The following is a 26,853-nucleotide window of genomic DNA, read 5'->3' on the forward strand; positions in this document are numbered from 1 at the left end:
TATAGTGAGAATTTCAGGGCGACACGCATTTCGGGTCGCCCACAAGCCTGAGAATATCTTTAACCTAAAGCCCATGCTGCAGCCTGACGGCCGGCAAGCATACCGAAGATGATAATATCTGCCACCGCGTTGCCGCCGATACGGTTCGCACCGTGGATACCACCAACCACTTCACCCGCCGCCCATGCTCCCTTGATGGGATGTTTAAGCGTATCCAGTACCGCAGTATCGGTATCGATGGTTATCCCGCCCATGGTGTGATGCACCCCGGGAGCGATGCGGATAGCAAAAAATGGCCCCTCGCGCAGCGGATGGCGCAGCGCGGTCTGACGTCCAAAGTCCTCATCATGTTGCTGCCCGACAAACCGATTATAACGCCCCAACGTACTCTGCAACGTTTCCTGATCCATATTCAGCTTAACAGCGAGTTCATGCACAGTCGGCGCAGCGATCACAAAGCCTTTAGCGATATATTCATCGGCAGCCTTATTGTTTTGGCGTACCCGGTCATCAAATATAATCCATGCACTCTTTTCGGGCAGGGCAATAATTTGCGCAGAGACTTTATCGCGAGTTTCCATTTCATTGAAGAAACGCTGGCCTGCCTGGCTCACCAGAATTGCCCCGCCCCCCCGTATAGATTCTGAAACCAGGTAAGAGGTCGTTTGTTCTACAGTGGGGTGAATCTGTATCTCACCCATATCGACAGTGGCCGCGCCGATATGCTGTAACATAGCGATACCGCTGCCGGTAGCACCTTGGTGATTGGTCGTCACGAAGCCATCCAGCTCCGGGCGGTAATTCACCACCATCTTCCGGTTGGCACTAAATCCGCCGGTGGCAACTATCACGCTTTTCGCATGAAAAATACGGCTGTCGTTGTACTCATCAACCACTTTTACCCCGGTGACCGCGCCATTCTCAAACAGGATCTCATCGACTGATGTCTCCAGCAGCACCTCAATATTGTGCTGGTTGATATTCTTAACTAAACCGCTAATCAGGAAACTGCCAACGGCGGAACGGTCAGCCGGACGGTGGGTACGGTCAATGCTCATGCCGCCAGTAATAGTGATGTCGTTCAGTTCGATACCATGACGCGCCAGCCACTCAATGGCTTCTGGTGCCAGATCAACAAACTGGCGCAGCAGCTGCTGATTGTTTTTAAATTTGCCCCCTTTCAGCGTTTCGTCAAAGAACCGCTCTTTGCTGTCCTGAATACCCTTCAGCTTCTGGTAACGGGTTTCTGCGGCATTCATGCCAACGGAAGCCTTGATGGTATTACCGCCAATGGTGGGCATTTTCTCGACGACCAGCACTGTTGCCCCTTCTTCTGCGGCCTGAATCGCCGCCGCCAGACCGGCGCCGCCGCTGCCCACCACCACCACGTCGTAGTGCTGTGGTGCCTGCGGGTTACCGCCCTCTTCGATAACATGCTCTTTGCTGGAGGTGGTCAAAGCACGGGAAACCGCTTTTTTAAGTGCCTCACTCTGTGTGGTTGCCCCGGTGATGGCATCAACATGAGGACTGTTTGCCACCAGAATACGCGAGCGCAGACTTTCAAACGTTGTGGTGAAATCAACGTCCAGCTTCGCGTCCGGTATCAGTGAAATATCGGTAATACGATCGGTATCCAGCGTGACGTTGATTTGCAGTTTTAACGCCTCGGCTTCCACTTTTTCCTGATAAACCCCGGCTTTGTATTTGCGACTGCCGCTACTGACATCGCGGATCATGGCGTCAACCAGTGAGAAGCGCCACAGCGGCTCCGGTATGTTCAGCGCTTCACGCTGCGAACTGTGCATAAACAGTTCCAGATGGTGGTTATTAATGATGCGGTCGATCCAGTCCGGGAAGGCGATGCAGGCTTTACCTACCGCCACCAGATCAAAACCGTGCTCCAGCGCACTTTCCGCGTCGGCCTTGTTCACCACCCCGCCGACACCGATCGTCGGGATCCGTGCCAGCCGTGGTGAACGCATCGCCAGATATTTGCTAATCAGCGGTGTTGTATCGTCGCTATCAACAATGGAGGGCCGCAGCAGCTGCCCTACTGAGAAATGCACGTAGTCCAGACCTTGCGCCGCCAGTTTTTCCAGCAGGTACATCGTGTCATCGAAGCGGATACCCGGCACTTCCAGCTCTTCCGGCGAGAAGCGATAGCCGATAATAAATGAAGGATCGGCAAATCGCCTCGCCATTTTGTGAGTTATATCCAGAACTTCCAGAGCAAATCTGGCCCGATTATCGCGGTTTCCTCCCCACTTATCACGGCGCTGGTTGGAATGTGGTGAATAGAATTGCTGAATCAAATAGGTGTTGGCACCGTGGATTTCTACGCCATCGAACCCGGCTTTGATCGCCCGGTTCACCGCATCCCCGAACCTGGTGACCATCACCTCGACTTCTTCAGCACTTAACGCCTGTGGCGTGGTAGCGCCGACGCGCGCGGCGGCGATCGCACTCGGCGCTACCGGGGTTTTACCGCCAATCAGTTCCGGCTCCACCATGCGGCCGCCGTGATAGATCTGCAGAATGGCTTTCGACCCGGCCGATTTAATGGCATCAGCAATTTTAGCCAGTCCCGGAATTTTGTTATCGCTGTCGATGGCAATCGCCCCGGGAAAAGCCGGGCCTTTCGCATCGATAAAGCAGCATTCCACGATGATGGTACCGATACTGCCAGCACGGACGCGATAGTACTCAACCAGTTCACTGGTCACGGTTCCATCATGAAAACCGCTGCAGGTCGTCATCGGAGCCATCAGCAGGCGGTTTTTTAGCACGGCCCCGTTCGGCAGCGTCAGCGGATTAAGGACAGGGGTGAGTTTATTCATATCGCATGAACTCCAAAATTAAAAGGCTCGAATTTGGCAGCGGGCATTTTTAATTAAATTAGTGGCCCGGTTTCATGCTGGCAATATAACAACTCAGCCGGTTAGATTTCCAGTAAATTTAGCATCAAAATATCTTTGTCAGTTAAATGAATTAATTACAAAGAAATACGTCATTTTATTTTACAATTGTTAATTTAGATCGCAGACAGGCAACATTTTATTCACGAGAGATAAGTTATAAAATTCAATACGATGTGGCAGATATACCTCGAATTTTAGTTAATTTCCGTCACCGTAGAAAAAAGAAAGCCATTATTATAAAGAGCAAGTTATTTATCTCCTTAACCCCTTAAAAAATATAAAGGAAGCCTGTGATTTATTGATCTGGATCAATAATTTTATTTGCAAAACTCTCACTATAATTATATTCAATAACTACATATCCCAAAACTTGAACGGGAAAAAAGACGTTATGTAGTCGCCACGATTAAACTGCTCAGAAAACTAAAATGTATTAATAAAGCTCAAGCTACTGCCGGGCGCTTAACAAATTCTCAATAACTTGCAGACAAATACGATGAAAAAAACATCCCTTATCAGTGAAAATGCCAAGGCTCCTCCTGTTTCTGTCCGGCCGAAAAAACGGCCGATTATGCTGCTTATACCGGTGCTGGTTGCCGTGTTGCTATTGCTGGCTCCGGTTCCACAAGGGCTGGAACCCTATGCCTGGCACTTTTTCGCTATCTTCGTCGGGGTGATCGTCGGCCTGATTTTTGAACCGTTGCCGGGAGCTGTTATCGGCTTGACCGGCCTGGTGGTCATCGCCCTGTTCAGCCAGTGGCTATTGTTCAGCCCGGCAGAACTTGCCGACCCCTCTTTTAAAACCGCCAGCCAGGCTTTCAAATGGGCAGTCAGCGGCTTCGGTAACGCTACGGTCTGGCTGATTTTCGGCGCGTTTATGTTTGCCGCAGGCTATGACAAAACGCAGTTTGGCCGCCGGCTGGCGCTGATATTGGTTAAATATCTTGGTCGGCGCAGTCTGACGCTGGGCTATGCCATCACCTTCGCCGACCTGCTGCTGGCACCTTTTACGCCGTCTAACACCGCTCGCAGCGGCGGTACTATCTACCCGATAATTGCCAACCTGCCGCCGCTCTACGAGTCAAAACCCGGCGATCCGAGTGCGCGAAAAATTGGCTCTTACCTGATGTGGGTGGCGATTGCTGCAACCTGTATCACCAGCTCAATGTTCCTTTCAGCGCTGGCGCCTAATCTGCTTGCCCTGGCACTGGTGAAAAGCGTGGTCGGCTTCGATATTTCATGGGGCATGTGGTTCATTGCCTTCCTGCCGCTCGGCCTGCTGTTACTGCTTACCATGCCGCTGCTGGCTTACTGGTTTTATCCGCCGGAAGTCAAGTTGAATGACGAAGTGCCGCGCTGGGCGGTGAGCGAACTGGAAAAGCTGGGCAGACTCACCCGCAATGAGATCCTGTTACTGGTGTTCGTGGTCTCTGCCCTGCTGATGTGGATTTTTGCCACGGCATGGATTGAACCCGCAACGGCTGCCCTGGTGGTGGTGGTAATGATGCTGTGGTCCGGCGTACTGAACTGGAACGATATCACCAGTAATAAACCGGCCTGGAATACCTTTGTCTGGTTCGCCACCCTGGTGGCGCTGGCGGATGGTCTGGCTCGCGTCGGATTTATCACCTGGCTGGGCAAAGAGGGCGGCCTGTTGCTGCACGGCTATGACCCACAGATCTCCGCAGTGGTGTTGATGGTCGCCTTTTTCCTGCTGCACTATCTGTTTGCCAGTACCACCGCGCATACCACTGCGCTGTTACCTGCAATGCTCACCATTGCCGCTGCGATACCAGGAATTAATATGCCGGTATTTTGCCTGATGATGTGCACCTCGCTGGGCATCATGGGGATCATCACGCCGTACGGTACGGGGCCGAGTCCGATTTACTATGGCAGTGGCTACCTGCCTGTGAAAGACTACTGGCGCCTGGGGACAATCTTCGGAGCCATCTTCCTCTGCCTGCTTATGCTGATTGGCTACCCGTGGATGGTGATGATGTTCTGATGTGTAACTGAACGACAGCTACGCACATCGGATATGCAGATGTTGCCATATTGTTATACCATTCTGCACCTGCCTGCCGGCTGATTGCACCCGGCAGGATAACGCACAACGATATCGCCCTGAATGTTGCCGAACCTCCGCATCAGAGAAGGAAGGCAGCAGATCATTAAGTGAGAGCAAAATGTCGAATAAACCGTTCCATTATCAGCCGCCCTTCCCGCTCGCCAAAGACGAAACCGAATACTATCTGCTTACCCGCGAACATATATCGGTCAGCACATTCGATGGTCAGGAAATCATCAAAGTCGCGCCAGAAGCGCTGACCTTACTGGCCCAGCAGGCCTTTCATGATGCCTCATTTATGTTGCGTCCTGCCCACCAGCGCCAGGTTGCCGCCATACTGGCTGATCCCCAGGCCAGTGAGAACGACAAATATGTGGCATTACAATTTCTGCGCAACTCTGAGATCGCGGCCAAAGGCATTTTGCCTACCTGCCAGGATACCGGTACGGCGATTATTATGGGCAAAAAAGGTCAACGCGTTTGGACCGGTGGCGGCGATGAGGCCGCTCTGGCTAAGGGCGTTTACAATACTTACACCGAAGATAATCTGCGCTATTCGCAGAACGCCCCATTAGATATGTATAAAGAGGTCAATACCGGCACCAACCTGCCTGCGCAGATTGACCTGTATAGCGTTGATGGTGATGAATACCAGTTCCTTTGCATGGCCAAAGGCGGCGGTTCAGCCAATAAAACCTATCTTTATCAGGAAACCAAAGCGCTACTCACCCCCGCTAAGCTGAAAGCCTTTCTGACCGAGAAAATGCGCAGCCTCGGCACCGCAGCCTGCCCGCCCTATCATATCGCTTTTGTGATTGGTGGCACCTCTGCCGACAGTACGCTGAAAACGGTGAAACTGGCGTCAACCCACTATTACGATCGGCTGCCCACCGAAGGCAACGAGCACGGTCAGGCGTTTCGTGATATTGAGCTGGAGCAGGAACTGCTGCTTGCCGCCCAGCAGCTGGGGCTGGGCGCGCAGTTTGGTGGCAAATACTTTGCCCATGATATTCGCGTGGTGCGTCTGCCGCGACATGGTGCGTCCTGCCCGCTGGCGATGGCGGTTTCCTGCTCGGCCGACCGCAACATCAAAGCAAAAATCAATCGTGACGGCATCTGGATTGAGAAGCTGGAGCATAATCCGGGTCGCTACATACCTGCTGAACTGCGCCAGCAGGGTGAAGGCGACGTGGTGCAGGTGGACCTGAACCGTCCAATGACCGAGATCCTTGCCCAGCTTTCTCACTACCCGGTCGCTACCCGCCTGTCGCTTAGCGGTACCATTATCGTCGGCCGCGACATTGCTCATGCAAAGCTCAAGGAGCGTATCGACAAGGGCGAAGGTCTGCCGCAGTACATCAAAGACCATCCGATTTACTACGCCGGCCCGGCAAAAACCCCTGAGGGTTACGCGTCAGGATCGCTTGGCCCTACGACAGCAGGCCGCATGGACTCCTACGTTGACCAGCTACAGGCGAATGGTGGCAGCATGATCATGCTGGCAAAGGGCAATCGCAGTCAGCAGGTCACGGATGCCTGCCAGCAGCACGGCGGCTTCTACCTCGGCAGTATCGGCGGCCCGGCTGCCGTGCTGGCGCAGCAAAGCATTAAGAGCCTGGAGTGCCTGGAGTATCCTGAACTGGGAATGGAAGCAATCTGGAAGATTGACGTTGACAACTTCCCGGCCTTTATTCTGGTCGATGATAAAGGCAATGATTTCTTTCAGCGCATCCAGCAGAACCCGTGCGGTAAGTGCGTGAAGTAACCTTGACTTGTTTTAGTTCCTCCGGGCGGCGTTAAGATAAACAGCGCATCAGGCTCGTCACCAGAATGGCCAGACATCGTGAGATGGCTGGCCTGATTGACCGCTTCAGCCCCATTCAGCTTTGTTCTCTGCGGCCAAATTTTCTGACCACTGCCGGCTGTTATTATGCGCCTTTCTCGGTTCGGGGCCTCCGGGCAACCTGAATGGCGGGAACCTCACCTCATCCGCCACGGGCAACGCAACAGCTTCGGCGACAAATTTTGCCTCGCCATAGCGAAAAAAACCTTCTGATTAAAATCCCCGTTGGATCAACACCTGGCGGCTGGCACGCTAAGGGCAGTTCTTGCAGCGGCCAGTAAAATGGATGCCTGCTGAATACGCGTTGGGGTAACCGGGCTGCTGGACTGGGCTAAAACCGATCATGTTGCCATGCTGAATGCACTGCCAATTGATGAGTGGGTTGTACAGAGTTACCTGGGGCGGCACTCGGCGTCCAACTACGCCGATTACCTTGCGGCGCTGTCAGGACTGCGCACTCCCCTTCAGCCGGGCATTGTTCAGTACGCCCTGTGGCGGCAAAAGGACGAACTGCGTCTGGTCGCCTCCCGCTGGTATCGCGGCGTTGTGGTATTGATGCTTAATGCTCGTCAATTGCCATTTCATGCTTTAAAACACCAGGATGGTGCGCTGTGATGCGGCTATCCTCTCCGTCCGGAAAATGACTTTTTATGCATATAAAACAAATATTCAGTCAATATTTATTTACCACAAGGCTTAAATCTCGCATAATCTGAAGCACTGCTTTTACTTATCCAAGGCTGAAACTGTAATGAGTCAGAAATATCGCGTGTTTATTGACGGTCAGGCAGGCACTACCGGATTGCAGATCCAACAACGGTTAGCCAGTCATCCTCAGATTGAAATGCTGCAGATTGATGAAGCGCAGCGCAAAGATGCCGCCGCCCGTCAGGCGCTGATGAAACAGGCTGATGTCAGTATCCTTTGCCTGCCGGATGCCGCCGCGCGGGATGCGGTAGCGCTGGCCAACGAGGTAGGCGCACGCGTGCTGGATGCCAGTTCCGCTCACCGGGTGGAGGCCGGCTGGGTATACGGCCTGCCAGAACTTGCTCCTGGACAACGCGAAAAAATCAGCTGCGCCAGCCATGTTGCGAACCCGGGCTGTTATGCCACCGGGGCTATTGCCCTGCTGGCGCCACTGACCCGAACGGGTCTGTTGAAGGCGGACAGCCAGCTGGCAATCAATGCGATTTCCGGTTACAGCGGCGGCGGTAATCAGATGATCGAGAAGTATCGCCATGCGGGCAACGGTTATGCTGCTTACGGTCTGGGCTTTGATCATAAACATATTAAAGAGATTGAGGCGTGGGGCGGTCTGAGTAGCAGACCCATTTTGCAGCCTGCGGTCGGTGACTACGCACAGGGCATGCTGGTGTTTATCCCTTTAAATGACATTGACGGCGAGCCGTTACAGCAGGCGCTGGCAGATTATTACGCCGGCCAACAGTTTATTCAGGTCAATCCCCTGAACGCACTGGATGAAGACAGCGCACCTTACCTGCTGCCGGAATCGCTGAACAATACCAACAATTTAGAGCTATTCGTCTTCAGCCACGCACAGCAGCGTCAGTGCATTCTGGCAGCGCGCCTGGATAACCTGGGTAAAGGGGCTTCGGGTGCCGCCGTGCAGAACCTGAACCTGATGCTCGGTTTGGCGGAGGAGACTTGCGTTAACCTCTGAAGGGCTTTTGCGGGGACCATCGCCGTCCCCGCCGGCTTATCGTCTTCTTAACCCCCCGCAGCGCTATTTCTGCGCCAATCAGTAACAGCGACTCACAACGCCGGCAAAAGTGCCTCTGACGACAAATCACCCGTTTGGGCAGCAATTTCATCCTCTGTAATTCCAAAATCCCTGCCTGATTCACACTTTGTCATTCCCGTGACGTCCGATTGCCACAGATAGTTTAAGGTTCTGTATATGCTTCATAACATTCAAAACCGACATGAAAATGGAGAGTACCCGATGAGAATACCTTCCAGGCATCAATCACATATCCTCCTTTTTGCCCCTTTGTTGCTGGCTGGCGCGCTGGTTACCAGCTGTGCCGCCCAGGCACAAGAAAGTCAACGGCTATTCAACAATACCCCTCAGCCGCCTGATGTCCGGCTGGGGCCACTATTTGCGGCGGTGCAGGCGGCAAACCTCTATCCGGACCAGAAAACCTTTGCCGATGCCGTCCCCAAAAACGATCCATCATTAATTCTCAGCGACTGGCAGATGCAGAAAATGCAGCAAAATTTCGATCTCAGGCATTTTGTTGCCGCCAACTTTACCCTGCCCGCCGCCGATGAAACTTACGTTTCACCGCCTGGCCAAAGTCTGCGCGCCCATATTAATGCCCTGTGGCCATTACTCACGCGTTCATCACAGGCGAAAAATAAGTGGGATTCACTACTGACATTGCCTAAGCCCTATGTGGTACCCGGCGGCCGCTTCCGCGAGGTTTATTACTGGGACAGCTACTTCACTATGCTGGGACTGGCGGAAAGTGGTCATTGGGATCGGGTGCAGGATATGGTGGATAACTTCGCATATCAGTTAGATAAGTATGGCCATATTCCCAACGGGAACCGCAGTTACTATCTCAGCCGTTCGCAGCCGCCTTTCTTTAGCATGATGGTTGATCTGCTGGCGCGGCACGGCGGTGACAAGGTATACAGCCATTATCTGCCCCAGTTGGAGAAAGAGTATAACTATTGGATGGCTGGCGCAGACAGCAAGCAGCTGCAGGCCGGTGGCTCTATTCAGCGCGTCGTGAAGTTAACCGACGGCACGTTGCTGAATCGCTACTGGGATGAACGCGATGTGCCGCGCACGGAATCATGGATGGCCGACATCGCCACGGCACAGAAAGTGACAGGTGGCGATAAAGCGCAGCTGTACCGTGATTTGCGCGCCGGAGCCGCATCCGGTTGGGATTTCAGTTCGCGCTGGTTCGATAAGCCAGACGATCTCGCCACCCTTCGCACCACGAAAATCCTGCCGGTCGATCTCAATGCGCTCATTTTCCACCTGGAAACCACTCTTGCCCGCGCCAGCCAAATAGCCAATAATCACGCTGCCAGCCAGCGTTACCAGCAGCTTGCCGAACGGCGTAAAATAGCTATCGCCCGCTATATGTGGGATGAGAAACAGGGCTGGTACGCCGATTACGACTGGCAGAAAGCCCGGGTGCGACCGCAGCTGACCGCAGCCGCATTGTTCCCGCTGTATTTGCGGGCGGCCAACGACGAACGCGCCCGCCGAACTGCCATCGCCGTCAACAAACACCTGCTGAAAGAAGGTGGGCTGGTCACCACCAGGGTAAAAACCGATCAACAGTGGGACGCGCCTAATGGCTGGGCGCCTTTGCAATGGGTTGCCGTCGAAGGGCTGAACCACTACGGCCAACAGCAGCTGGCGAAAGACATTGCCCTGCGTTTCCTCAACAGCGTACAGGCAACCTATGATAATGAGCACAAGCTGGTAGAAAAATACGTGGTAGAGGGCAAAGCGCGGGCCGACGGTGGGGAGTATCCGCTGCAGGATGGATTTGGCTGGACTAATGCGGTAACGCTGAAATTGTTGGATCTCTACTGCCCGCATGGCGTGACCTGTAACAATGCAGGCGATCTTCACGGCGGCAAAACAAGCCAGTAAATCTTCCGATTGCCCCCACAATGCGTGAAAATGACCAAAAAAAACAGGAAGGCTTCAGCCTTCCTGCTTCATACAGCAACTCGGTATCAGCTACGCACTTTACGGTAAATCCACAGCACCACGATGGCACCGATAATCGCAACCACGAAACTGCCGAAGTTAAAACCGTCTACCCTGCCAAAACCAAAGAATGTACTGATCCAGCCGCCAACGACCGCACCAATAACCCCCAGGATCACAGTAATGATCAGCCCGCCGCCATCTTTACCTGGCATAATCCACTTAGCAATAATACCTGCGATCAGACCAAAGATGACCCACGAAAGAATACCCATTAAAAAACTCCTTAAGATTTACTGATTAAACTCGTCACCCTATAAGAACCAGTAAGTATAGGCGAAGTTTCTAACTCTGTGATTTAAATCCAAAGTATCTTACTATTTCGGTAAATTATTTGTAAAGCCTTCACCTACTGAGCCGATAGCGTTACTGACGCATAGTTTGTACTTCGACAGGAGGGGACGTGGAGCAGGAGAATAAAGGGCAGTATTTAAAACAGGGTACACTAGCAGTTCTGCGCGACCTGGTAAGGAATCAGACCCTAATACGGGTTTCACATCAGCGCGGTCTTTTACAGCTACATCCCGTGGCTGGATGGCTCTGGTGAAGGGCGCTACCGGATATCTCTATCGGCGGCAGCGCGGTGCTTTCTGACTGCTCCGTTGCCGACTGGTTGAAATACGGTGACAGCATAAAAAACCTTCGCCTTGAGATGGCCGAATAGGGTCGTTTCGTGGTTGATGCACGGCTGATATCCATTGGCAACCACAGCGTAGTCAGGGGGTATCGGGGGTAAATGTGAAACAATTGTCAACCCGCGCCTGAGTCTGCATTTTATTTCTCTCAATGCCGTACAGGAGCGTGCATTACAATGGGTCATATTCTCTCTGGAACGGCTGGCCAGCGATAAAGCCAACCGTTACCAGTAAAAAGTCAGATCGTACGGTAGACGGTGGTCACTTTCCACAAATAGCGTGGGGCCTGGGCGGCCGGATGTCTCTTCTGCACATGCTGGTAAAAATCCTCAGGACTCATGGCATTAATCATCGCGATCGCCCGATCACGGTCGCTGGCGAAGGTGCGTAGAAGCGCACCTGCTCCATTGGCATAAGACACAATGGTCGCGTAGCGCAGCGTTTCAGGGTCGCGGATGCCAGCCAAATGCTGCTGCTGCAAGATGCGCAGATAGGCCGTGCCAATATTGATATTTTTTACCGGATCTCGCAGTTCGGCCTTGGTCGGCTCACCTCGCCGACCCTGTGCACGATAAACTTCGCGACCTGCCGTCGAGGCTTTGATCTGCATTAACCCAATGGCATTCGATTTACTGACTACCGTTGGATTGCCGCCCGATTCTACTGTAATAATCGCCTCGACCAGTTTTTGATCCACCCCGTTTCGCTGCGCTGCCTGTTCCGTCATCATTGACCAGGCGGATGCTACCGTTGCCGGAGGCGCCTGAGTTAATGCCGTATTGGGCTTAAGGCCACTGTTGTTTTTAGGTTTACTGGCACAGCCTGCCAACATGACTACCGCGACAAGTGCCGCTATTCCCACGCTTTTATTCACGCTGTTTTATCCTCAATGTTCTGGCTTCGCATCTATCATACGGTGAACCCGCTCTCAGATAATTGCCGTTAATCTTAATTTATGCTCCGGCAGGATGACTTCTGTGCTTCGATTCGTCATCATCGAACGTTATTGGACAGCACTGAGCGGGAAAAAATCCCCCGCAGTGATTAAAAATCGTTTCAGGGAGCATTATGAGCATCACGCCACGCACTATTCGTCTGGTCGCCCCATCAGGCTACTGCCAAAATCAGTCAGCTGCGGCACGCGGTATAGCCCGCCTGCAGGCTCTTGGCCACAGGGTCGAAAATAGCGGCATTATCACCCGCCGCGATCGGCGCTTCGCTGGTAACGATAACCAGCGTCTGCAGGATATTAACGAGCTGGCGCACCTCGATACGCTGCCGGATATTGTGCTGGCGGTGCGCGGCGGCTATGGTGCCAGTCGCCTGTTAGCCAACATCGACTATCCTGCGTTACGCCAGCGCCTGCACGCTGCGCCGTTGGCTATTTGTGGCCACAGTGACTTCACCGCCATTCAGCTTGCCCTGCTGGCACAAAGTGGCGTGCAAAGCTTTAGCGCGCCGATGCTGACCGGGAATTTTGGCGCTGAGGTCGTGTCTGAATTTACCGTTAGCCATTTTTGGCAGGCGCTAACGACGCCTGAAATGACGCTTAGATGGACAACGTTGCCGCAGCAACTTCAGGTCAGTGGCACCGTGTGGGGAGGTAACCTGGCGATGATTGCTGCGATGATCGGTACTGCCTGGATGCCCGATATTCAACAGGGCATTTTGGTGATTGAGGATGTCAATGAACCCCCTTTCCGCATTGAACGCATGCTGCTTCAACTGCACCACAGCGGCATTCTGGCCCGTCAGAGAGCCATAGTGACCGGCAGCTTTAGCGGAACGACCTCACCCACTTACGACAGCGGCTACGATTTTAACAGTGTCTGGAACTTGATTCGCGATCTGACCGGTCTACCCGTGGTGAACGGGCTGCCGTTTGGACATGATGCCGACACCGTCACGCTGCCAGTTGGTGCGCAGGGTTTGCTGAAGGTGGATGAAACGTCTGCTACGCTGCGGCTATCAGGATATCCTGTACTGCGCCAGCTGCCAGGAGACCGGGCATGAAGCAGTTATATGAAGATCTGTGGATTTCCACTCCTGAAGTTAACGTCAATAAGGTTCAGCCAGAGCTGATGATGCACGGTTTTTTATTGCAGCATTTACGCGGCAACATACTGATATCGCGCGTCGAAAATCCAGCAGATCACGATTTTATTGCCGAACGCGGCGGTATCATCCGCCACTACCTGACTCACTGGCATGAAGCAGGACCGGCCACGCATCAACTACAGTCTCGTTTTAACAGTGCTTTATACTGTCATGCACGCGCTCTTGGCCATGTCAGCCGTTATGCCGAAGCAGATGCGACGTTTAATAGCGCTGAGGTCCACTGCGGCAGCTTTCACGTAGTGCCAACGCCAGGACACACGCCCGGCAGCTCGAGCTATCTTTATGCTTCCCCCTACGGCAAGACCTATCTGTTTGTCGGCGATACCGTCACGCTTTCGCACGAACGCTGGGTAACAGTACGTGTCGCAGAAAGTAACGCGCGTGCACTGCGTCAGACGCTGAAATTTTATCGCGCACTACGCCCGGACGTAGTTTTAATGAGCTCCACGTTAGGGCGCCAGGGCTGGCAGGAAGTCGATTTGCGCCAGTGGCTGGCTCTGCTGGATGATGCAGAAAATCACCCGGTAGATCTCTGCCTTATCTCGGCATCTAACGACGGTGGCTAAGAAACATGGCCATCACTCTAACGCGTCAGTGACATCGGTTTTTTCAACATTCACCCGGGGTTAACTTCTTTATACCACGCCGATCCAGATTAAAGCTGTGGTAGCCAGCCCGACCCCGCAAAAGCGTTGTCCAAAGTGCGCTCATTTCACCTGTGACTGTATACATCGGCTTCCCCCCGATCGGTCTGCGCTGGAGTGAGAGTGTCAACGTGACCGCTCTGCAAGGCATATAAATTGAAATAGTCATTGAATCTGGCGGTATATGCCTGTATTTTTATACAGTAAAAAATGAGGAGCAAAAATGTACGTTGAATTGATCTATGATAAGCGCAACGTGGCCGGACTGCCTAATGCTGAACAGCTCATTCTCAACGAGTTAGAAAAACGGATTCAGCGTGTATTTCCGGATGCGCAGGTCAAAGTAAAACCCATGCAGGCTAACGGTGTCAAAACCGATGCCAGCAAAAGTGATAAATCCACCCTGCTGCGCATTATCGAAGAGATGTTTGAAGAAACAGATCAGTGGCTGGTAATGGCAGAATTTTGATTTCGTCAGCGCGGGGTGAGTCAACATGGTCCAGCACTGGTGAATATGCTGCCCGTTCGATTGCATGAAAGGCATTGCTGTCACTTATAGCCTATGTTTGTATAACGTTGGTTTGTTCAAGAGAGATTAGCGTACCCACCCCGCGCCCCACCCAAACAATTCATGGACCAAAAATGACTTGTCAGGTGAAGCTTCTCTGCGAACGAACGTGCAGCTACTCACAGCTCAATTTTTAGCTGGCTTTTCGGCTCACCGGGTTAATTGAGATTGGCAGCACGAATTATGGCCCTTAGCCCATCCGGACGACAGTAAGAGTTTGTGGCGGCTTTAACACTGAATGCAGCGTTAATGACTTACCATTCGAATCAACCCCATTAAATCACCGGGCGATGATTAGCGGTAAATTAAAAAATCGGCTACAACCGTACAGATTTATAGCAATTTATTGTTCGCCGCCAATAAACAGCAAGTAGCCATTTTAAGTGACGGCGTCGGTATTTCATTTATCGTCGGGCCGAAGTACGGCAAAAACCAGCGCCACGTTTCCTTTAGCCCGATGTACCGCCGCACACAGGATAAGGTTGATTATTACAACGGCCCAATGCGTGTGTTTGTAACTATCAAACAGAAAACGAAAGGGTACCGAAGCGTATGCCAGAATAATCAGGTAGGCTAGCCACGATGCCCACCAGTGGTGCCTGCCACCGGGTTTACAGAAGAACATTATGCGAAGCACTATTGCCGTACACAGCAAAACATTAACAATAACCATTAAATCACTTATTACCATGAGGGCCTCCTTTTAAACGGGTGAACCACGTTGTGGGATCTTGCTGACTGAAAAAAGTCAGCGTTTTGATGGCCAATGCCGAAAGTAATACGGCACCCAAACCGTCAAGCGACTGGTCGCTGTATCCGAGTATTTGCTCAAGCTTCGTACCGACCAGCCCGGCACCATAGACGCCAACAATCCACGAGACTAAAAAGTAGGCGGCACGCCTGATGACCTTCATATATGCCGCAGTGGCGACATAAAAGACCGCTCCAGCGAAAGCGCCAAACAGAATACAGTAGTCAGCGCTGCCATTATCTCCAATGACACTGATGACAGCAGTCATCAGACTGCCCTGAATTGATGTAAGAATCGATGTAGACATACTCCCCCCTATACTCTTCCAGAAAAGTTATTCCGGGTTAAAACCCCGGCTTATGCCAGGGCTGGTAGCGATATTCAGTTCCCTGTGAAACCGCCATTTTGCTCACATTACATCGCATTTTGCGTACGCGTGAGCCTGGCAAAAAAAAATTTTCACATCGCGTTCGGCAGCAGATTTGTATGTGCTTTTGAGTTAAAATTTCATTTTCTACTCACTTCCAGAAATAAAGGTAATGAAGATTCGTTACAATCATAATTTACAGGTAAATTAGCCTGAATAAATAACTTAAATAAGGTATATTCGACATTATCCACGCTTGAAGTTATTGAATTCTGTAGTATTATTGGCTTTTGTTTTTTTAAGATAGATCTCAATGGCGCGAACATTAACTACTTTCTTCTCAGGATGGAAACACGGCACGGCAGATGATTATAATTTGTGCTACAACCTGTATGGTGGCAGCTTTATGACCCATCCTGATGTGCTTTCATTTTTAGAAAATCGTCTGAATTTAAAGTCAACTTACTTTGTGAAGCGTGACAAAGACAACAAATTGCTAGGGGGATTCTGCACATGGAATAACCGCAGTTTTGCCGCAACGGGTAAGGACGTACAAAGATCTGGCATTGATTTTTATCCGTTTAACAAGGATGAAATTATATTACCTTTAGGTTTTGATTTAAAAACGTCTCTGCCTTTCAAAACCAAGATCCTGTCCTGCATAAACGGTGATAAAACCAGAAACGTAACCTACAAATTTAACAGTCAGCGTTCCATCTGTCTGGCTAAGGGCTGTGGTGAAAGTGGTTTTTCATCGTCAACAAAAAATAGTCGGCGCAGGGAGCTGAAGCGATTTCTTAATGCAGGAGGCGAGTTTCGCGATCAATCGCAGTTTTCACCTGAAGAACTCACCGCTATCTACTGTGATTTGTACGAAAAACGATGGGGAAGTAAACCGGGTAACAAGGCAGAAATGCTTGATATGATAAGTGTTTTGCGAGAAATGTTCTTTGGATATGTATTGCTTTTTGATGGAAAACCCTGCGCATTTCAACTAATTACTAAGGCAGAGAGTCCAGAATGGATATGTTTTGATTATGTTAATGGTGGTCTTGACCGCTTACATGATTCATTCTGTCCGGGAACCATCGTAACCTGGCTAAATGTTAATTCCGCCTATGATTTGTGCACATCAATGGGTAAGACAATGCGCTATTCTTTTGGAAAGCCAACAGAAGGTTACAAGGAAAGATGGTGTTATCGCTCTCCGTTGGGCCGTGTAATTTCGCTTTAATTCATGTATTGTGCCGGGGGTTCCACGGCTTCAATGTAAGCACCTTAGCCATCGTGGTATNTTGGACTGCCCCTATGCCAGTAGACGATCCTACCGTATATTTTGAGCATAGGAGGAACGTATGGGCACACCACGATTTACACCTGAATTTAAAGAAGAAGCCGTCCGTCAAATAACGGAACGCGGCTATTCCGTCGCTGAAGTTTCNGACCGTCTGGGCGTCTCTGCACACAGTCTCTACAAGTGGCTTCGGGCTGTCAAACCTGATAACAGCGAACAGCATGCCCGGGATTTACTGGAAGCCAAAAGCGAGATCCTGAAACTACGGGCGCAGCTAAAACGCACCGAAGAAGAACGGGATATCCTGAAAAAGGCCGCGCGGTACTTTGCAAGGGAGCCCGACTGAAGTACCGCTTTATCAATGAGCACCGCACTGTATGGGGTGTGATGACGATGTGTCGGGTACTTCATGTCGCCCGGGCCGGGTTCTATGCGTGGCTGCACAACCCGGTCTCGGCGCGTGATAAAGATAACCAGCGTCTGCTGACGCTTATCCGTGACTCATATTCACTGAGCGGAGGCGTATACGGTTACCGGCGGGTTCATGGCGACCTGAACGAAATCGGGGAAACCTGCGGTAAAAACCGGGTGGGCCGTATTATGCAACTGAACCGGATTAAAGCCGTGCGCGGCTATAAAGCTCCGCGTCGTATTGCTGGCAGACCTTCAGTGGTTGCCCCTAATCGCGTGCAGCGGCAGTTTACTGTTGTCCGGGCCAATCAGGTCTGGGTGACCGATATCACCTACATCCGCACCTGGCAGGGCTGGTTGTATCTGGCGGTGGTTATCGACCTCTTTGCCCGTAACGTGGTGGGGTGGTCGATGAAGCCCACCCTCTCACGCGAACTGGCACTGGATGCGCTCATGATGGCGGTCTGGCGACGAAAACCGGACGGCGAGGTGATTGTGCATAGCGATCAGGGCAGCCAGTACGGCAGCGACGACTGGCAACGGTTTTGCCGGGCCAATAACCTGGTCCCGAGTATGAGCCGGCGTGGTAACTGCTGGGATAATGCCGTGGCCGAATCGTTCTTCAGTTCACTGAAAAAAGAACGGATCAGAAAGCGGATGTATAAAACACGGGATCTGGCCCGCGCGGATATCTTCGATTACATTGAAGTGTTCTACAACCGGGCCCGGCGTCACAGCCATCTCGGTGGCGTCAGCCCGGAGGCCTTTGAACAGGCCTCGTCGTGAGGACAGAATTTGTCTACCGTTGTGGGGTCAGTCCAAATATACGGTAGGATCGTCTACTGGCATAGGGGCAGTCCAAATATACGGTAGGATCGTCTACTGGCATAGGGGCAGTCCAAATATGGAATCCTGACAGACTATCGATAGATCTGAGTGACAATGACTTTAAAGTTGCATTTAGCCCACTTGTGCCCAGTATGCTCCGGAACCTCTCCGATAAGCCGATTAAGAGGGTAATTAATACTCTCGCCGGATTTAAAGATGTCGTCACAGCTGTTATTGGTGAAAAAAAGTCCCGCCGATGACTATCAAGGAAAGTGGCAAATTTTTTGCAGTTTACTATTTGCCCACTAAGATTATCGTTTTCTAACCACAGTCCACTCAGTCGAATGATATTGAAGCTGTAAAAAACTGGCTTGATTACCGGTAGTCGGCTCTGTTTACCGGGAAATTTGTTGTCATTAAGCCTATTCGATTTGTTAGCAAACGCCATAACAACTACGTTCAAAAAGGCCAGAGACCGCTCCGGAATAATATGGCCGTTCAGTACCGCGCCAACGTTCTCTGTCTAAACATCTGTATCGGGAACAAGGTTTGGAAACGCAAAAACTGTTGGAACATAAATCACAAAAATGACGAACAAATATAATGATGACCGGGGAAAAGAGTGGATGGTGATTGCCGTGTAATGGGTTCTTTTTGAACAGTTTTGGGGAAGAGTTTTGGTGGGGTTTTGGGGAAAGGTTTTGAGATCTAAAAGCCAACATAAATTTAACATTATATGTTGGCTGTTTGTTACAAAAATCAGGTTACATATGCTTAATCATCGCATCGCCAAACTCTGAACATTTCAGTAACTTAGCGCCGTCCATCTGACGCTCAAAGTCATAGGTCACGGTTTTAGCGGCGATTGCCCCTTCCATACCTTTAACAATCAGGTCGGCTGCTTCGGTCCAGCCCATATGACGCAGCAGTAGTTCAGGGTGCTGGCTATTAATCTCTGATTTTAATGCATAAATTGCTGTTTTTTGTCAGTGCGCGTGTGATTTCACTCTTAAGATAACCGATTGATTTAGCTGTATAGTTTTTGGGTTTTGATAACCACTTTCTACTACTCTGAGCAAGGTTTAGACTTGCTTTCTTCCCTAGCATTGAGTTTAAGGGCTGGCCAACCATAAGCATCAATGTCAAAGGTGATAAAGTACGATATAATTCATCACTTACAGCATCAATGCTTTTTGGCATGGCTGAACTGACCAATGAAATTCAAAAAGCATTTACAGTAATTAGGCATGACACTCACAATAGGCAGAAATTAACTAATTCTGACAAGAACTTACTTGATATTGTTTATCACATCAGCGAGGGTTCAAGTCAAGCCGATGGTGATTCAGATGCGATTGTCAACGGAGCGGTAAGCGTGCTTAGAGAAGCTATTGGGAAAATGACAGGGCGGCAGGCACTATGCGCAGTCGTTGCCATGGTTATAGCTGCAGGTACGGTTGGAATGAAAGTGGCTAATGAGTACTGGGAAACTCAAAGACAAGCCTCATCCGACCAGGTAGCTCTTGTCAAAGAAACAGCCTCAGCACTGAACCAATCCCAAAGAAATGTTCTCGAGGTTTTGCAGACTGGCCAGACAAACATCAGCCGCGAAGTTATGGCGCACGGTGAGGATGGAAGACATAAATTTCTTAAAAACATTGCGCAGGACCCCAAGGTTTCCAAAGTTAAATTGGGCGATGAAACAATTTCAAGGTCACAGCTGAACACTTACACTCAGCGGCAATCTGTAGATAGGCAAAAACAAACCAGGCAAGATGAATTTTATATCAAAGGTGTAACTAGAACTGGGCCTACAAACCAAGACATTAGCATCACCGTTACGCGTGCATCTAATGGTGAAAGTTTCACCATCAAAACCAGCTCAGAAATTACATCTACAGACGAATTGAAAGAGTTGACTGATGCTGTGGCTCAAGAGTCATCATTGACAGTCAGTTACCTGGAGGTCACAGAGAACAATCATGTTTCAGCCGGGCAGTTAATTAACATATTGCATCCATAAATCAAAATGTAACCCGACCACCGCGCCGGGTTTTTTGTGCCATTCGATCATCACATACACTGACTGTCATCAAACTCAAAACAGGTCATGCTGTTAACCGCATTTGTCACAACGCCAAAATTACCGCCGCGACACATCAGGCATGCCTGGCCACTTAATATTGGGTGCATTAGTGATATCAATACGATTAATCTGAACGCGATATGTCATCCATATTTTTAGCGCGTTAATCTCATCATCAGTTGCTATATCCAGCTCCTGAGCATCACGAAGCGGAGCAATTTTAACCGATGCCAGCTGCAATAAATTTTCTTTAATCAAACCTGCTTTTTCTTGTAATTCCTCTTGTGTATATGCGCGTGGTACTATTTTTTTACCATCAAATTGCCAGCCATCAGTATTTATTGGTAACTCAAAATCTTTTGGCAACTGGTTTTTATTGATTTCTGCAATGCACGCATCTGACGGCCATAGTGTGCTGGCGTCAGTGCTGGCGCATTGAATTACTCCAGCGCTGTCATACACAATTTTTATTGTGTCGTCACTGAATGAGTGTTGCAGCTCATACCAGTCGTTTCCTTGAACGTCACAGATAAACTGCGCGCTAAATTGCGCCGCCAGTGCTCCGGCGTGTGTTCCGGGCGTTGGGATATAATTTTTGAAAATACCGTACTTTTTCATTCGTACGCCACCGTATACCAGTTATTATTAATTTTTTTTTGTAAATAGCGGAAAAACATCTGCCCGACTTGGTTCCCCTCGTTGCCATTACCGCCCGTTATCACCGCACCCCATGGCGCTTCGTTCATACCACCGTCTGTTGTTATAACACCTCGGCTAACCAGCCGGATGTCACTGACAAATGTTCCATTGATATAACTACTCAGCGCGCCGCCCCAAACAGTTCCGTGCACATCACCGTTTTCCTGATACGTGGCAGTTCGCCCACCCCACGATACGTGTATGTTAGAGCCGAATGATGCGCCGCCGTTAGCCCAAAATGAACCGTCATTTCTAAATTCAAACCAGCCATCCGCGCCGCCGTTAGCTACATGTATGCCCAAATAATGATTAATTCCGATTCGCTCGTTGTGGAATATATCTGCAAAAAGATCGCTGCCGCCTCGGATGCGATAGCCGGATGTTCCTCGTTCATTATTAACTGTGTTATTTGTTCCGCGCTTAGTAACATAATCGTGGCCATCGATATAAACATCCCCGTCCACGACCACATTTTTCCCTACTGCCAGCCCATCTGTCACATCCAGCCATTGTATTCTGTCGCCAGATTTATGGGCAAACGCACCATCAGATTCGGCCTTTGAGTAAACACTCAAATTATTTCGTGATGTGCTTTTATCTGATAAATCTGAGAGATTATTCCATTTTAGTAAAGCCCGGTCATTGATATCATCACTAATGATTTTTTTTACTGCCTGATACAGTTGATCGTGCCTGTTTTTATTCAGGGCTAGGCCCGACTTTTCTATAGCATTAGCCAGCTCTTCCTGTACTGCATCCCACATGTCACTATTCAGATCTGTAGCGCGTCGACCGGTTGAAGGGTCACCATTTGTGAAACCATTTCGCCCCTGGCCAAATTTATCGATTTGCGCCGTGGGCGTATCAATTCTATGCATCTTTTTTTCCTTCTGGATAAGCAAATACCACTACGGTGTGGGAGGGGCACAGCTTGTCGATAACGCATTCCACTACCGTATCGCCCCAGGTGCGAATAGCGATATTGCAGGCGCTGGTGCAGGTTTGCCAGGCAGCGGTGGCATCCGTTGGGATATTCACACGCCAGTAATATCGCCACTTGTCGCCCCACTCCGGATCGGGTGTGGCGTCCAGGTTCTGGAACTGATCGACAGTGGCGGTGTAATAGCCCAGGGCATCCAGTTGCTGACGGTAAAACTGCTCGTTGATGCCACCAGCGATATTAATTTTTGCGTCAAGGCGCTGCTGGCGTTGGCGTATTGTTTGCACCCCTGGTGGGGCGCAGGAGTCCGGCAAGCCGCACAGCGTTTCATAACGGCCGATCAGTTCAACTGTCTGCGCTGGATCAATCTCCCGCATCAGGTCATCACCTCGTTGGTGAACGGCCGCCAGAGACGGTGCCAACCCATTCAGCAACGGATTATCGCCCTCCCATGCCGGGCCAGGAGGCAGCAGGTGATAAAGCAGTTGGGTGTAATCATCTTCAAGCGCCATAGTTACCCCGCACTGTAGTTTGACCAGGTGACCACGCCCAGAACGGGAAGCTCCACGTTGCCCAATACGATATTGGCAGTCGGTGCATCCAGCCGGTGGGCATATTCCCCGGTAGCGATGCTGATAGCTTCGCTGATGCGCGACAGGTGTATGGTTACGAACGGAACACCATCACGTAAAAACAAAGAGTTAAGCTCAGCAATAACGGCTGCCCGGATTTCCGGCGTGTCTTTTGCCAGCGCAATGGTCATGGGGATCACTTTCTCGGTGGCTGCGAACACGAACAAACCTCCGCCTGCCACCGGTGCCAGCGGTAAAATGTGATCCCGAACTGCCGTGACGGTTTCGACTGGCGGTGCAGGATGGGCAGCATCTCCCGTGGCCACCATCACCCCCACCGTACCGATCCCCTTGTAATGGCGAAACGTCCAGGCGCGGGCAATACCGGCAACTTCTTTTGCCCAGATCACATAATCATGATCCGCGCCACCTTGCGGAGTGTAAAACCACCGCTCCATAATGCGGCCACGCCAGATTTCCAACGGCTCGATATCCTCCCCCCCTGCAACATCATCGGCATAGCCCGTCGAGGATAAACCGCCAATCGGAGTCACAAGACGCAGGGCAATGCCATCATCGGTGTTACCCTCACGCCCTGCGGCATCCGCCAATATAGGCGCGCGCAGCACACCGCCTACCACACTGGCGGCTTGAGTGGTCGTGTATGTTTGCTGATCATCCCGTTGCAACACTGTGCCAACAGGCAAATCAGGCGTGCCACTGACGTTCTGCCAGCGAACAAAGCCGACAGCGGACGTTGGCGCTTTCCGTGGGCAACGCTTCATAGCGCCGTGCCGCACTAACCAATCAGGGTCAGCCTGGTCCGGTAACATGTTCCGCGCAAGATAGTCAATGTAGCCATACAGCGTGTGGACGGCGGCAGCCTGTACGCGGGCGTACACCTCCGCATCCAGACGACGCAACACCACATCTTCATTGAACCGCGTAAGCAAATCGCTGCGGATAGTTGCAATTAATTGCGGCAGCGGCGGCCTGCTAAACTCACTGTCAGCCATTGACTTCACTCCATAAGTCATCAAAGGTAATCGTGTGGCGGGCACCGTCCCGCTGCCAAAGGGTGATCGCAGTGGCCAGCACATCGATGCCGGTTCGCTCCACCTGCGTGTCAATCCGCGCGGCAACCCCATCCTCAATCATCCAGGCCAGCGCCTGATTGATATAGGTTCTGGCCTGAAGCGGGGTTTTATTGGTCAGTGTCGTACGACGCAGCAGATACAGCCGTGAGCCTGTGCGGTCATTTTGGACCGTAGGCCAGGTATCGCCCCACCATCCCATTGGCTGCTCAGCGTTATCGTCCGGCTCTGCCCGACGCCAGGAAAAGAGTGATATCACGACCGAGCGCGTCAACCGATCGAGCGGCGTATTCCCCGGGGTGCGTACACCATTAACAGTCAAGATCATCACTTCATCTCCTGATTCGGTTTACCGGTCTGGCCACCGTGCGTGTCGTCATGGTCGTGGTCGTTGTACTGCTCGCGTATTTTGCTCAACGTGCTGGTTTTATCGGAAATTTCACCGTTGGGTACTTCGAACAACGGCGTATTGAACGTGGCTTTATCCACGGCATTGACAACATAGTGCTTGGTGTTCACCTCCACCCGATTGCCACGGCGCAGAACAATGCTGTCACCTTCATCGGAGTACATCGCCACTTCCCCGCTTTTCAGACCGGTAAGCCGGTAACGCCGATCGGCGACGGTGATCACCACGCCGTGCGAGCGGTCACCAGAAAGAAACAGTGCTATAGCTTCTGCGCCGGGGTGGGCGGCTGCGGTAAAACCGTAGGACTCCAGATGCTCAACGCTGGATTTGGGGTCACCGGCCACCAGCACCACATCCACCGTCTGGCATTTGGCGGCGCTATTCAGTCCCCGCACCACCGCGCGGGCAAGCAGATTGGACAGGCCGCGCTGTATTGCTTCCATCGGGTTACGCATCAAAAATCATCCTCGTCTTGTTTCTTGGCCTTTTTCCGCTTGCCGGGTTTCTCCGGCTCTGGCAGGTATGCATCCTCCGGCCCCACGCGCAGCTCGGTCACCATGCCGCCCTCATCCTGGGAATACGTCACTTCGGCGATCACCATTTCTCGGTTGTTAAAATCCAGCAGCGGATCAAACACAATTACACGCTGGTTCGGCTGCCACAGGCTGCCATCCCCTTGCCGCCAGCCCTGCACCGTATAGGTGGCTTCATCGGTTCGCGCGGCGCGCTGCCGTGCTTCAAATTGGCAGCGTGACTGACAGGTTGAACCGGTCGCATTGCCGGTTTGCTGGAGGTAATGCGGTCGGTAACGGGTGACGCCGCTGTCTTTTGCCGTGGCGCGGATCGCCGAAATCGTCGCCTCACCAAAATCGTCATCCCCACCGGCACGCTGGCCAGCCACCTGGTAATCTGAGAACCGGTCGCGAATGCTCTGTTCAGTATCACAACGCAGCACGTTTTCACCCAAGACCAGGGCGGTTGTGGCATGCGTAGTACCGATGGCCCCGACCACCAGCCGTCCCTGTGGATCGTCATAGGCCAATGCCTGCTGCTGGCCCAGCAGTTTATTCAGCACCTCATTGACGGTTTCACCGTGATCGGCCTGAACACCCTGCAGCGCGCCAGAAGGGGCCCCTGCATCCACCACCGAAACACCGAACGGTTTGGCCAGCTGTTCGGCGATTTTGGCCAACGTCCGACCCGAAAACTGTGTGGGTGCTGCGGTGCAGTCAATCAGATCGGCTGTCTTGCTCCTGCCAATAAGCCCAAAACTGACCCCGCGAGCGTCATAACGCACAGGTGTCGCCTCAACCCAGCCGGTGATCACCAGGTCGTCACCGATCAGGACTTCCACGGCATCCCCTTTTTTAACGCGGGGAGCCAGCGGAACGCTGCCGGACTCGCCGGGCCATTGCCGGGTGATCTGCACGTTGAAGTCTCTGGCCAGACGTTCAATACCGGCGGCAATCTTGACGGTGGTCCAGCCGCCCCACTCGCGGCCACTGACCCTTAACGTGACGGTATTATTCATCGAACGGGAACCCTCAACGGTTGAGCAGGAATAAAGCCGGGGTGTTTCACGGCATTACGCCCGGTAATGTCGGTTTCGCGTGCGGCGTTGTCATACCAGGTAGCCGCGAGGACCAGTGACGGCAACACCTCTGGCGGCGTACGGGTGACCGTTTTTTCTACCTGAGCCAGGCGTGTCGAAATATCCCGATTGGTATTCGCACGTACCCGATTCAGAGAGAGGAACAGCCCATCATCCGCCGTGCGCTGCAATTCGGTATCAATGACATGATTGAGTTCAGCGCGAACCGTGATCAGGTCGTCCCAAGTCACTGGCCGCGACCCGGGGATATCAACACCGGCGTCATTCAGCGCGGGATGTGAAACGACGGGTAATGCGCTGTCGGGCGTGCGTTGATTAATCGGTGTTTTGGGTTGAGGCAACCGTGTCACGGTAAACGCCGCTTCACTGATCGCCGTGGTGCGGATCGCTTCCGCCACATAATTTTGCTGGGTCTTGACGGCCTGAGTGCTTGTACTGTCGGTATTCCAGACGCCACGCGGGGCCAAATCATGTCCAAGCGTCACCCCAGAAAGCGAATCGACCATGGTGACCAGGTCGGAAGCATCACCGCTGAGACGATTGCCGGCGCGCCACATTTTTTGCAGGGCATTGACAAAATTCATCCCCGACGAGGGTGGCATCAGCAGAACAGACAGATCCCCCTGCAGCAAACGTGCAGCAGCGGCGATCCCCTCATCCACCATGGTGAAGGCATCCGCTACGGTATTCAGCATCCCGGTGGCCCGATCCAACATATCGCTCTGAATAAAATCAGAAAGCCCATCCATACCAAAGCTGGAAAACACCTCACCGATACTGTCATCCAGTGCCGAACAGGACGAAACCAGCACCTGGCCCGTAGCCACGCCGGACGTCGGAAAGGACAACTCCCCCGCCTCAACGAAACTGAAGCTGACGCGACACATGCGCCCTTCAGTGTTGCTGTGGCTGACACGAACCTCACCATCTACGCAGATGGCCATTTCGCCATAATAAGGATGCACCAGCGTACCGGAACCCGGCGTATCAACCGCCGCGATCAGCCGATCGCGCTGGTCAATGTAATCATCACCGATCAAGTAGGCGCTGACAGTGAAGCGCCGGGTGGCCCGCCCCAGATCCTCGGTATAGGGTTTATCGCGATTCGGGTATTCATGCGTCTGCACCCGGCGGCCAAACGTGCCTTCATCGCTTTCAATGCTGAACGGCACGCCACGAAACGAGGCGGGCTGCAGCCTGTTTTTCCATTCAGCCATAGTCACTCCAGGCGTA

General features: G+C 51.8%; 24 protein-coding genes and 2 pseudogenes. 12 read left to right on the forward strand and 14 right to left on the reverse strand.

From position 1 onward, the window contains the following. Positions 1–59: 59 nt before the first annotated feature. Positions 60–2,837: a flavocytochrome c gene (locus EPYR_RS10120; protein ID WP_012668312.1), complete on the reverse strand. Its 2,778-nt coding sequence runs from the start codon at positions 2,835–2,837 to the stop codon at positions 60–62. Between the two features lie 577 nt (positions 2,838–3,414). On the opposite strand from EPYR_RS10120, the gene EPYR_RS10125 reads away from it, so the two are divergent. The 5 genes from EPYR_RS10125 (at position 3,415) to treA (ending at position 10,472) form a co-directional block, all read left to right on the forward strand. Next, complete coding sequence (locus tag EPYR_RS10125; protein WP_012668313.1) at positions 3,415–4,926, forward strand: DASS family sodium-coupled anion symporter; 1,512 nt, start codon at positions 3,415–3,417, stop codon at positions 4,924–4,926. A gap of 181 nt (positions 4,927–5,107) precedes the next feature. Beyond that, entirely contained in the window at positions 5,108–6,754 is a 1,647-nt protein-coding gene (gene fumA, locus EPYR_RS10130) for a class I fumarate hydratase FumA (protein ID WP_012668314.1), read from the forward strand. A gap of 429 nt (positions 6,755–7,183) precedes the next feature. After that, positions 7,184–7,447: a hypothetical protein gene (locus tag EPYR_RS10135; RefSeq protein ID WP_012668315.1), complete on the forward strand. Its 264-nt coding sequence runs from the start codon at positions 7,184–7,186 to the stop codon at positions 7,445–7,447. Between the two features lie 136 nt (positions 7,448–7,583). After that, positions 7,584–8,513, forward strand: a complete 930-nt coding sequence (argC, locus tag EPYR_RS10140) for an N-acetyl-gamma-glutamyl-phosphate reductase (RefSeq protein WP_012668316.1) — start codon at positions 7,584–7,586, stop codon at positions 8,511–8,513. 282 nt (positions 8,514–8,795) lie between these two features. Continuing rightward, entirely contained in the window at positions 8,796–10,472 is a 1,677-nt protein-coding gene (treA, locus tag EPYR_RS10145) for an alpha,alpha-trehalase TreA (protein ID WP_012668317.1), read from the forward strand. Between the two features lie 86 nt (positions 10,473–10,558). Here treA and EPYR_RS10150 read toward each other — a convergent pair whose 3' ends face one another. After that, the gene (locus tag EPYR_RS10150) at positions 10,559–10,807 is read right to left on the reverse strand and encodes a GlsB/YeaQ/YmgE family stress response membrane protein (protein WP_012668318.1); all 249 of its coding nucleotides are present in this window, start codon (positions 10,805–10,807) and stop codon (positions 10,559–10,561) included. A 658-nt stretch (positions 10,808–11,465) separates the two neighbouring features. Continuing rightward, positions 11,466–12,101 (reverse strand): membrane-bound lytic murein transglycosylase EmtA, encoded by a 636-nt coding sequence (emtA, locus tag EPYR_RS10155; protein ID WP_012668319.1) that lies wholly within the window; start codon positions 12,099–12,101, stop codon positions 11,466–11,468. Positions 12,102–12,295: 194 nt separating this feature from the next. On the opposite strand from emtA, the gene ldcA reads away from it, so the two are divergent. From ldcA to EPYR_RS10170, 3 genes are all read left to right on the forward strand, one after another. Further along, positions 12,296–13,240 (forward strand): muramoyltetrapeptide carboxypeptidase, encoded by a 945-nt coding sequence (ldcA, locus tag EPYR_RS10160; protein ID WP_012668320.1) that lies wholly within the window; start codon positions 12,296–12,298, stop codon positions 13,238–13,240. Further along, positions 13,237–13,911 carry an MBL fold metallo-hydrolase gene (locus EPYR_RS10165; RefSeq protein WP_012668321.1) on the forward strand — a complete coding sequence of 225 codons (675 nt, stop codon included), beginning with the start codon at positions 13,237–13,239 and terminating at the stop codon, positions 13,909–13,911. The genes ldcA and EPYR_RS10165 overlap by 4 nt, the downstream gene beginning before the upstream one ends. 301 nt (positions 13,912–14,212) lie before the next feature. Continuing rightward, positions 14,213–14,458, forward strand: coding sequence for a DinI-like family protein (locus tag EPYR_RS10170; protein WP_012668322.1), 246 nt, complete (start codon positions 14,213–14,215; stop codon positions 14,456–14,458). Positions 14,459–14,957: 499 nt separating this feature from the next. Here the strand turns inward: EPYR_RS10170 and EPYR_RS10175 are convergent, their stop codons facing one another. Beyond that, on the reverse strand, positions 14,958–15,248 hold the full coding sequence (locus EPYR_RS10175; protein WP_014544100.1) for a phage holin family protein: 291 nt from the start codon (positions 15,246–15,248) through the stop codon (positions 14,958–14,960). Continuing rightward, positions 15,235–15,615 carry a putative holin gene (locus EPYR_RS10180; RefSeq protein ID WP_012668324.1) on the reverse strand — a complete coding sequence of 127 codons (381 nt, stop codon included), beginning with the start codon at positions 15,613–15,615 and terminating at the stop codon, positions 15,235–15,237. The genes EPYR_RS10175 and EPYR_RS10180 overlap by 14 nt, the downstream gene beginning before the upstream one ends. A 373-nt stretch (positions 15,616–15,988) precedes the next feature. Between EPYR_RS10180 and EPYR_RS10185 the strand changes: the two genes are divergently transcribed. The 3 genes and pseudogenes from EPYR_RS10185 to EPYR_RS21085 form a co-directional block, all read left to right on the forward strand. After that, positions 15,989–16,909, forward strand: coding sequence for a GNAT family protein (locus EPYR_RS10185; RefSeq protein ID WP_012668325.1), 921 nt, complete (start codon positions 15,989–15,991; stop codon positions 16,907–16,909). Between the two features lie 121 nt (positions 16,910–17,030). After that, a protein-coding gene (locus EPYR_RS10195) for an IS3 family transposase (protein WP_104945024.1) occupies positions 17,031–18,166 on the forward strand; the annotation gives its coding sequence in 2 pieces (ribosomal slippage) (positions 17,031–17,277 and positions 17,277–18,166; 1,137 coding nt in all). A 479-nt stretch (positions 18,167–18,645) separates the two neighbouring features. Further along, a pseudogene (locus tag EPYR_RS21085) lies at positions 18,646–18,852 on the forward strand (site-specific integrase); the annotation flags it as partial. Between the two features lie 120 nt (positions 18,853–18,972). Here EPYR_RS21085 and EPYR_RS19235 read toward each other — a convergent pair. After that, positions 18,973–19,143, reverse strand: a pseudogene (locus tag EPYR_RS19235) (isocitrate/isopropylmalate family dehydrogenase); the annotation flags it as partial. 263 nt (positions 19,144–19,406) lie between these two features. On the opposite strand from EPYR_RS19235, the gene EPYR_RS10200 reads away from it, so the two are divergent. Continuing rightward, complete coding sequence (locus EPYR_RS10200) at positions 19,407–20,231, forward strand: hypothetical protein (RefSeq protein ID WP_226060739.1); 825 nt, start codon at positions 19,407–19,409, stop codon at positions 20,229–20,231. A gap of 120 nt (positions 20,232–20,351) precedes the next feature. Here EPYR_RS10200 and EPYR_RS10205 read toward each other — a convergent pair whose 3' ends face one another. The 8 genes from EPYR_RS10205 to EPYR_RS10240 are packed head-to-tail and all read right to left on the reverse strand — an operon-like array spanning position 20,352 to position 26,837. Beyond that, positions 20,352–20,912, reverse strand: a complete 561-nt coding sequence (locus EPYR_RS10205; protein WP_012668327.1) for a tail fiber assembly protein — start codon at positions 20,910–20,912, stop codon at positions 20,352–20,354. Next, positions 20,909–21,871, reverse strand: coding sequence for a hypothetical protein (locus tag EPYR_RS10210; RefSeq protein WP_012668328.1), 963 nt, complete (start codon positions 21,869–21,871; stop codon positions 20,909–20,911). The genes EPYR_RS10205 and EPYR_RS10210 overlap by 4 nt, the downstream gene beginning before the upstream one ends. Next, complete coding sequence (locus EPYR_RS10215) at positions 21,864–22,445, reverse strand: YmfQ family protein (RefSeq protein ID WP_012668329.1); 582 nt, start codon at positions 22,443–22,445, stop codon at positions 21,864–21,866. The genes EPYR_RS10210 and EPYR_RS10215 overlap by 8 nt, the downstream gene beginning before the upstream one ends. Positions 22,446–22,447: 2 nt before the next feature. Then, complete coding sequence (locus tag EPYR_RS10220) at positions 22,448–23,521, reverse strand: baseplate J/gp47 family protein (protein WP_012668330.1); 1,074 nt, start codon at positions 23,519–23,521, stop codon at positions 22,448–22,450. After that, positions 23,514–23,927 carry a phage GP46 family protein gene (locus EPYR_RS10225; protein WP_012668331.1) on the reverse strand — a complete coding sequence of 138 codons (414 nt, stop codon included), beginning with the start codon at positions 23,925–23,927 and terminating at the stop codon, positions 23,514–23,516. Before EPYR_RS10225 ends, EPYR_RS10220 begins: the two co-directional genes overlap by 8 nt. Then, positions 23,927–24,463: a phage baseplate assembly protein V gene (locus tag EPYR_RS10230; RefSeq protein ID WP_012668332.1), complete on the reverse strand. Its 537-nt coding sequence runs from the start codon at positions 24,461–24,463 to the stop codon at positions 23,927–23,929. The genes EPYR_RS10225 and EPYR_RS10230 overlap by 1 nt, the downstream gene beginning before the upstream one ends. Continuing rightward, positions 24,463–25,539, reverse strand: coding sequence for a phage baseplate assembly protein (locus EPYR_RS10235; protein WP_012668333.1), 1,077 nt, complete (start codon positions 25,537–25,539; stop codon positions 24,463–24,465). Before EPYR_RS10235 ends, EPYR_RS10230 begins: the two co-directional genes overlap by 1 nt. Then, a complete protein-coding gene (locus EPYR_RS10240; RefSeq protein WP_012668334.1) occupies positions 25,536–26,837 on the reverse strand; it encodes a DNA circularization protein in 1,302 nt (433 codons plus the stop codon). The genes EPYR_RS10235 and EPYR_RS10240 overlap by 4 nt, the downstream gene beginning before the upstream one ends. Between the last annotated feature and the right edge of the window lie 16 nt (positions 26,838–26,853).

The sequence above is a fragment of the Erwinia pyrifoliae DSM 12163 genome (genome assembly GCF_000026985.1).
Lineage (GTDB): Bacteria > Pseudomonadota > Gammaproteobacteria > Enterobacterales > Enterobacteriaceae > Erwinia > Erwinia pyrifoliae.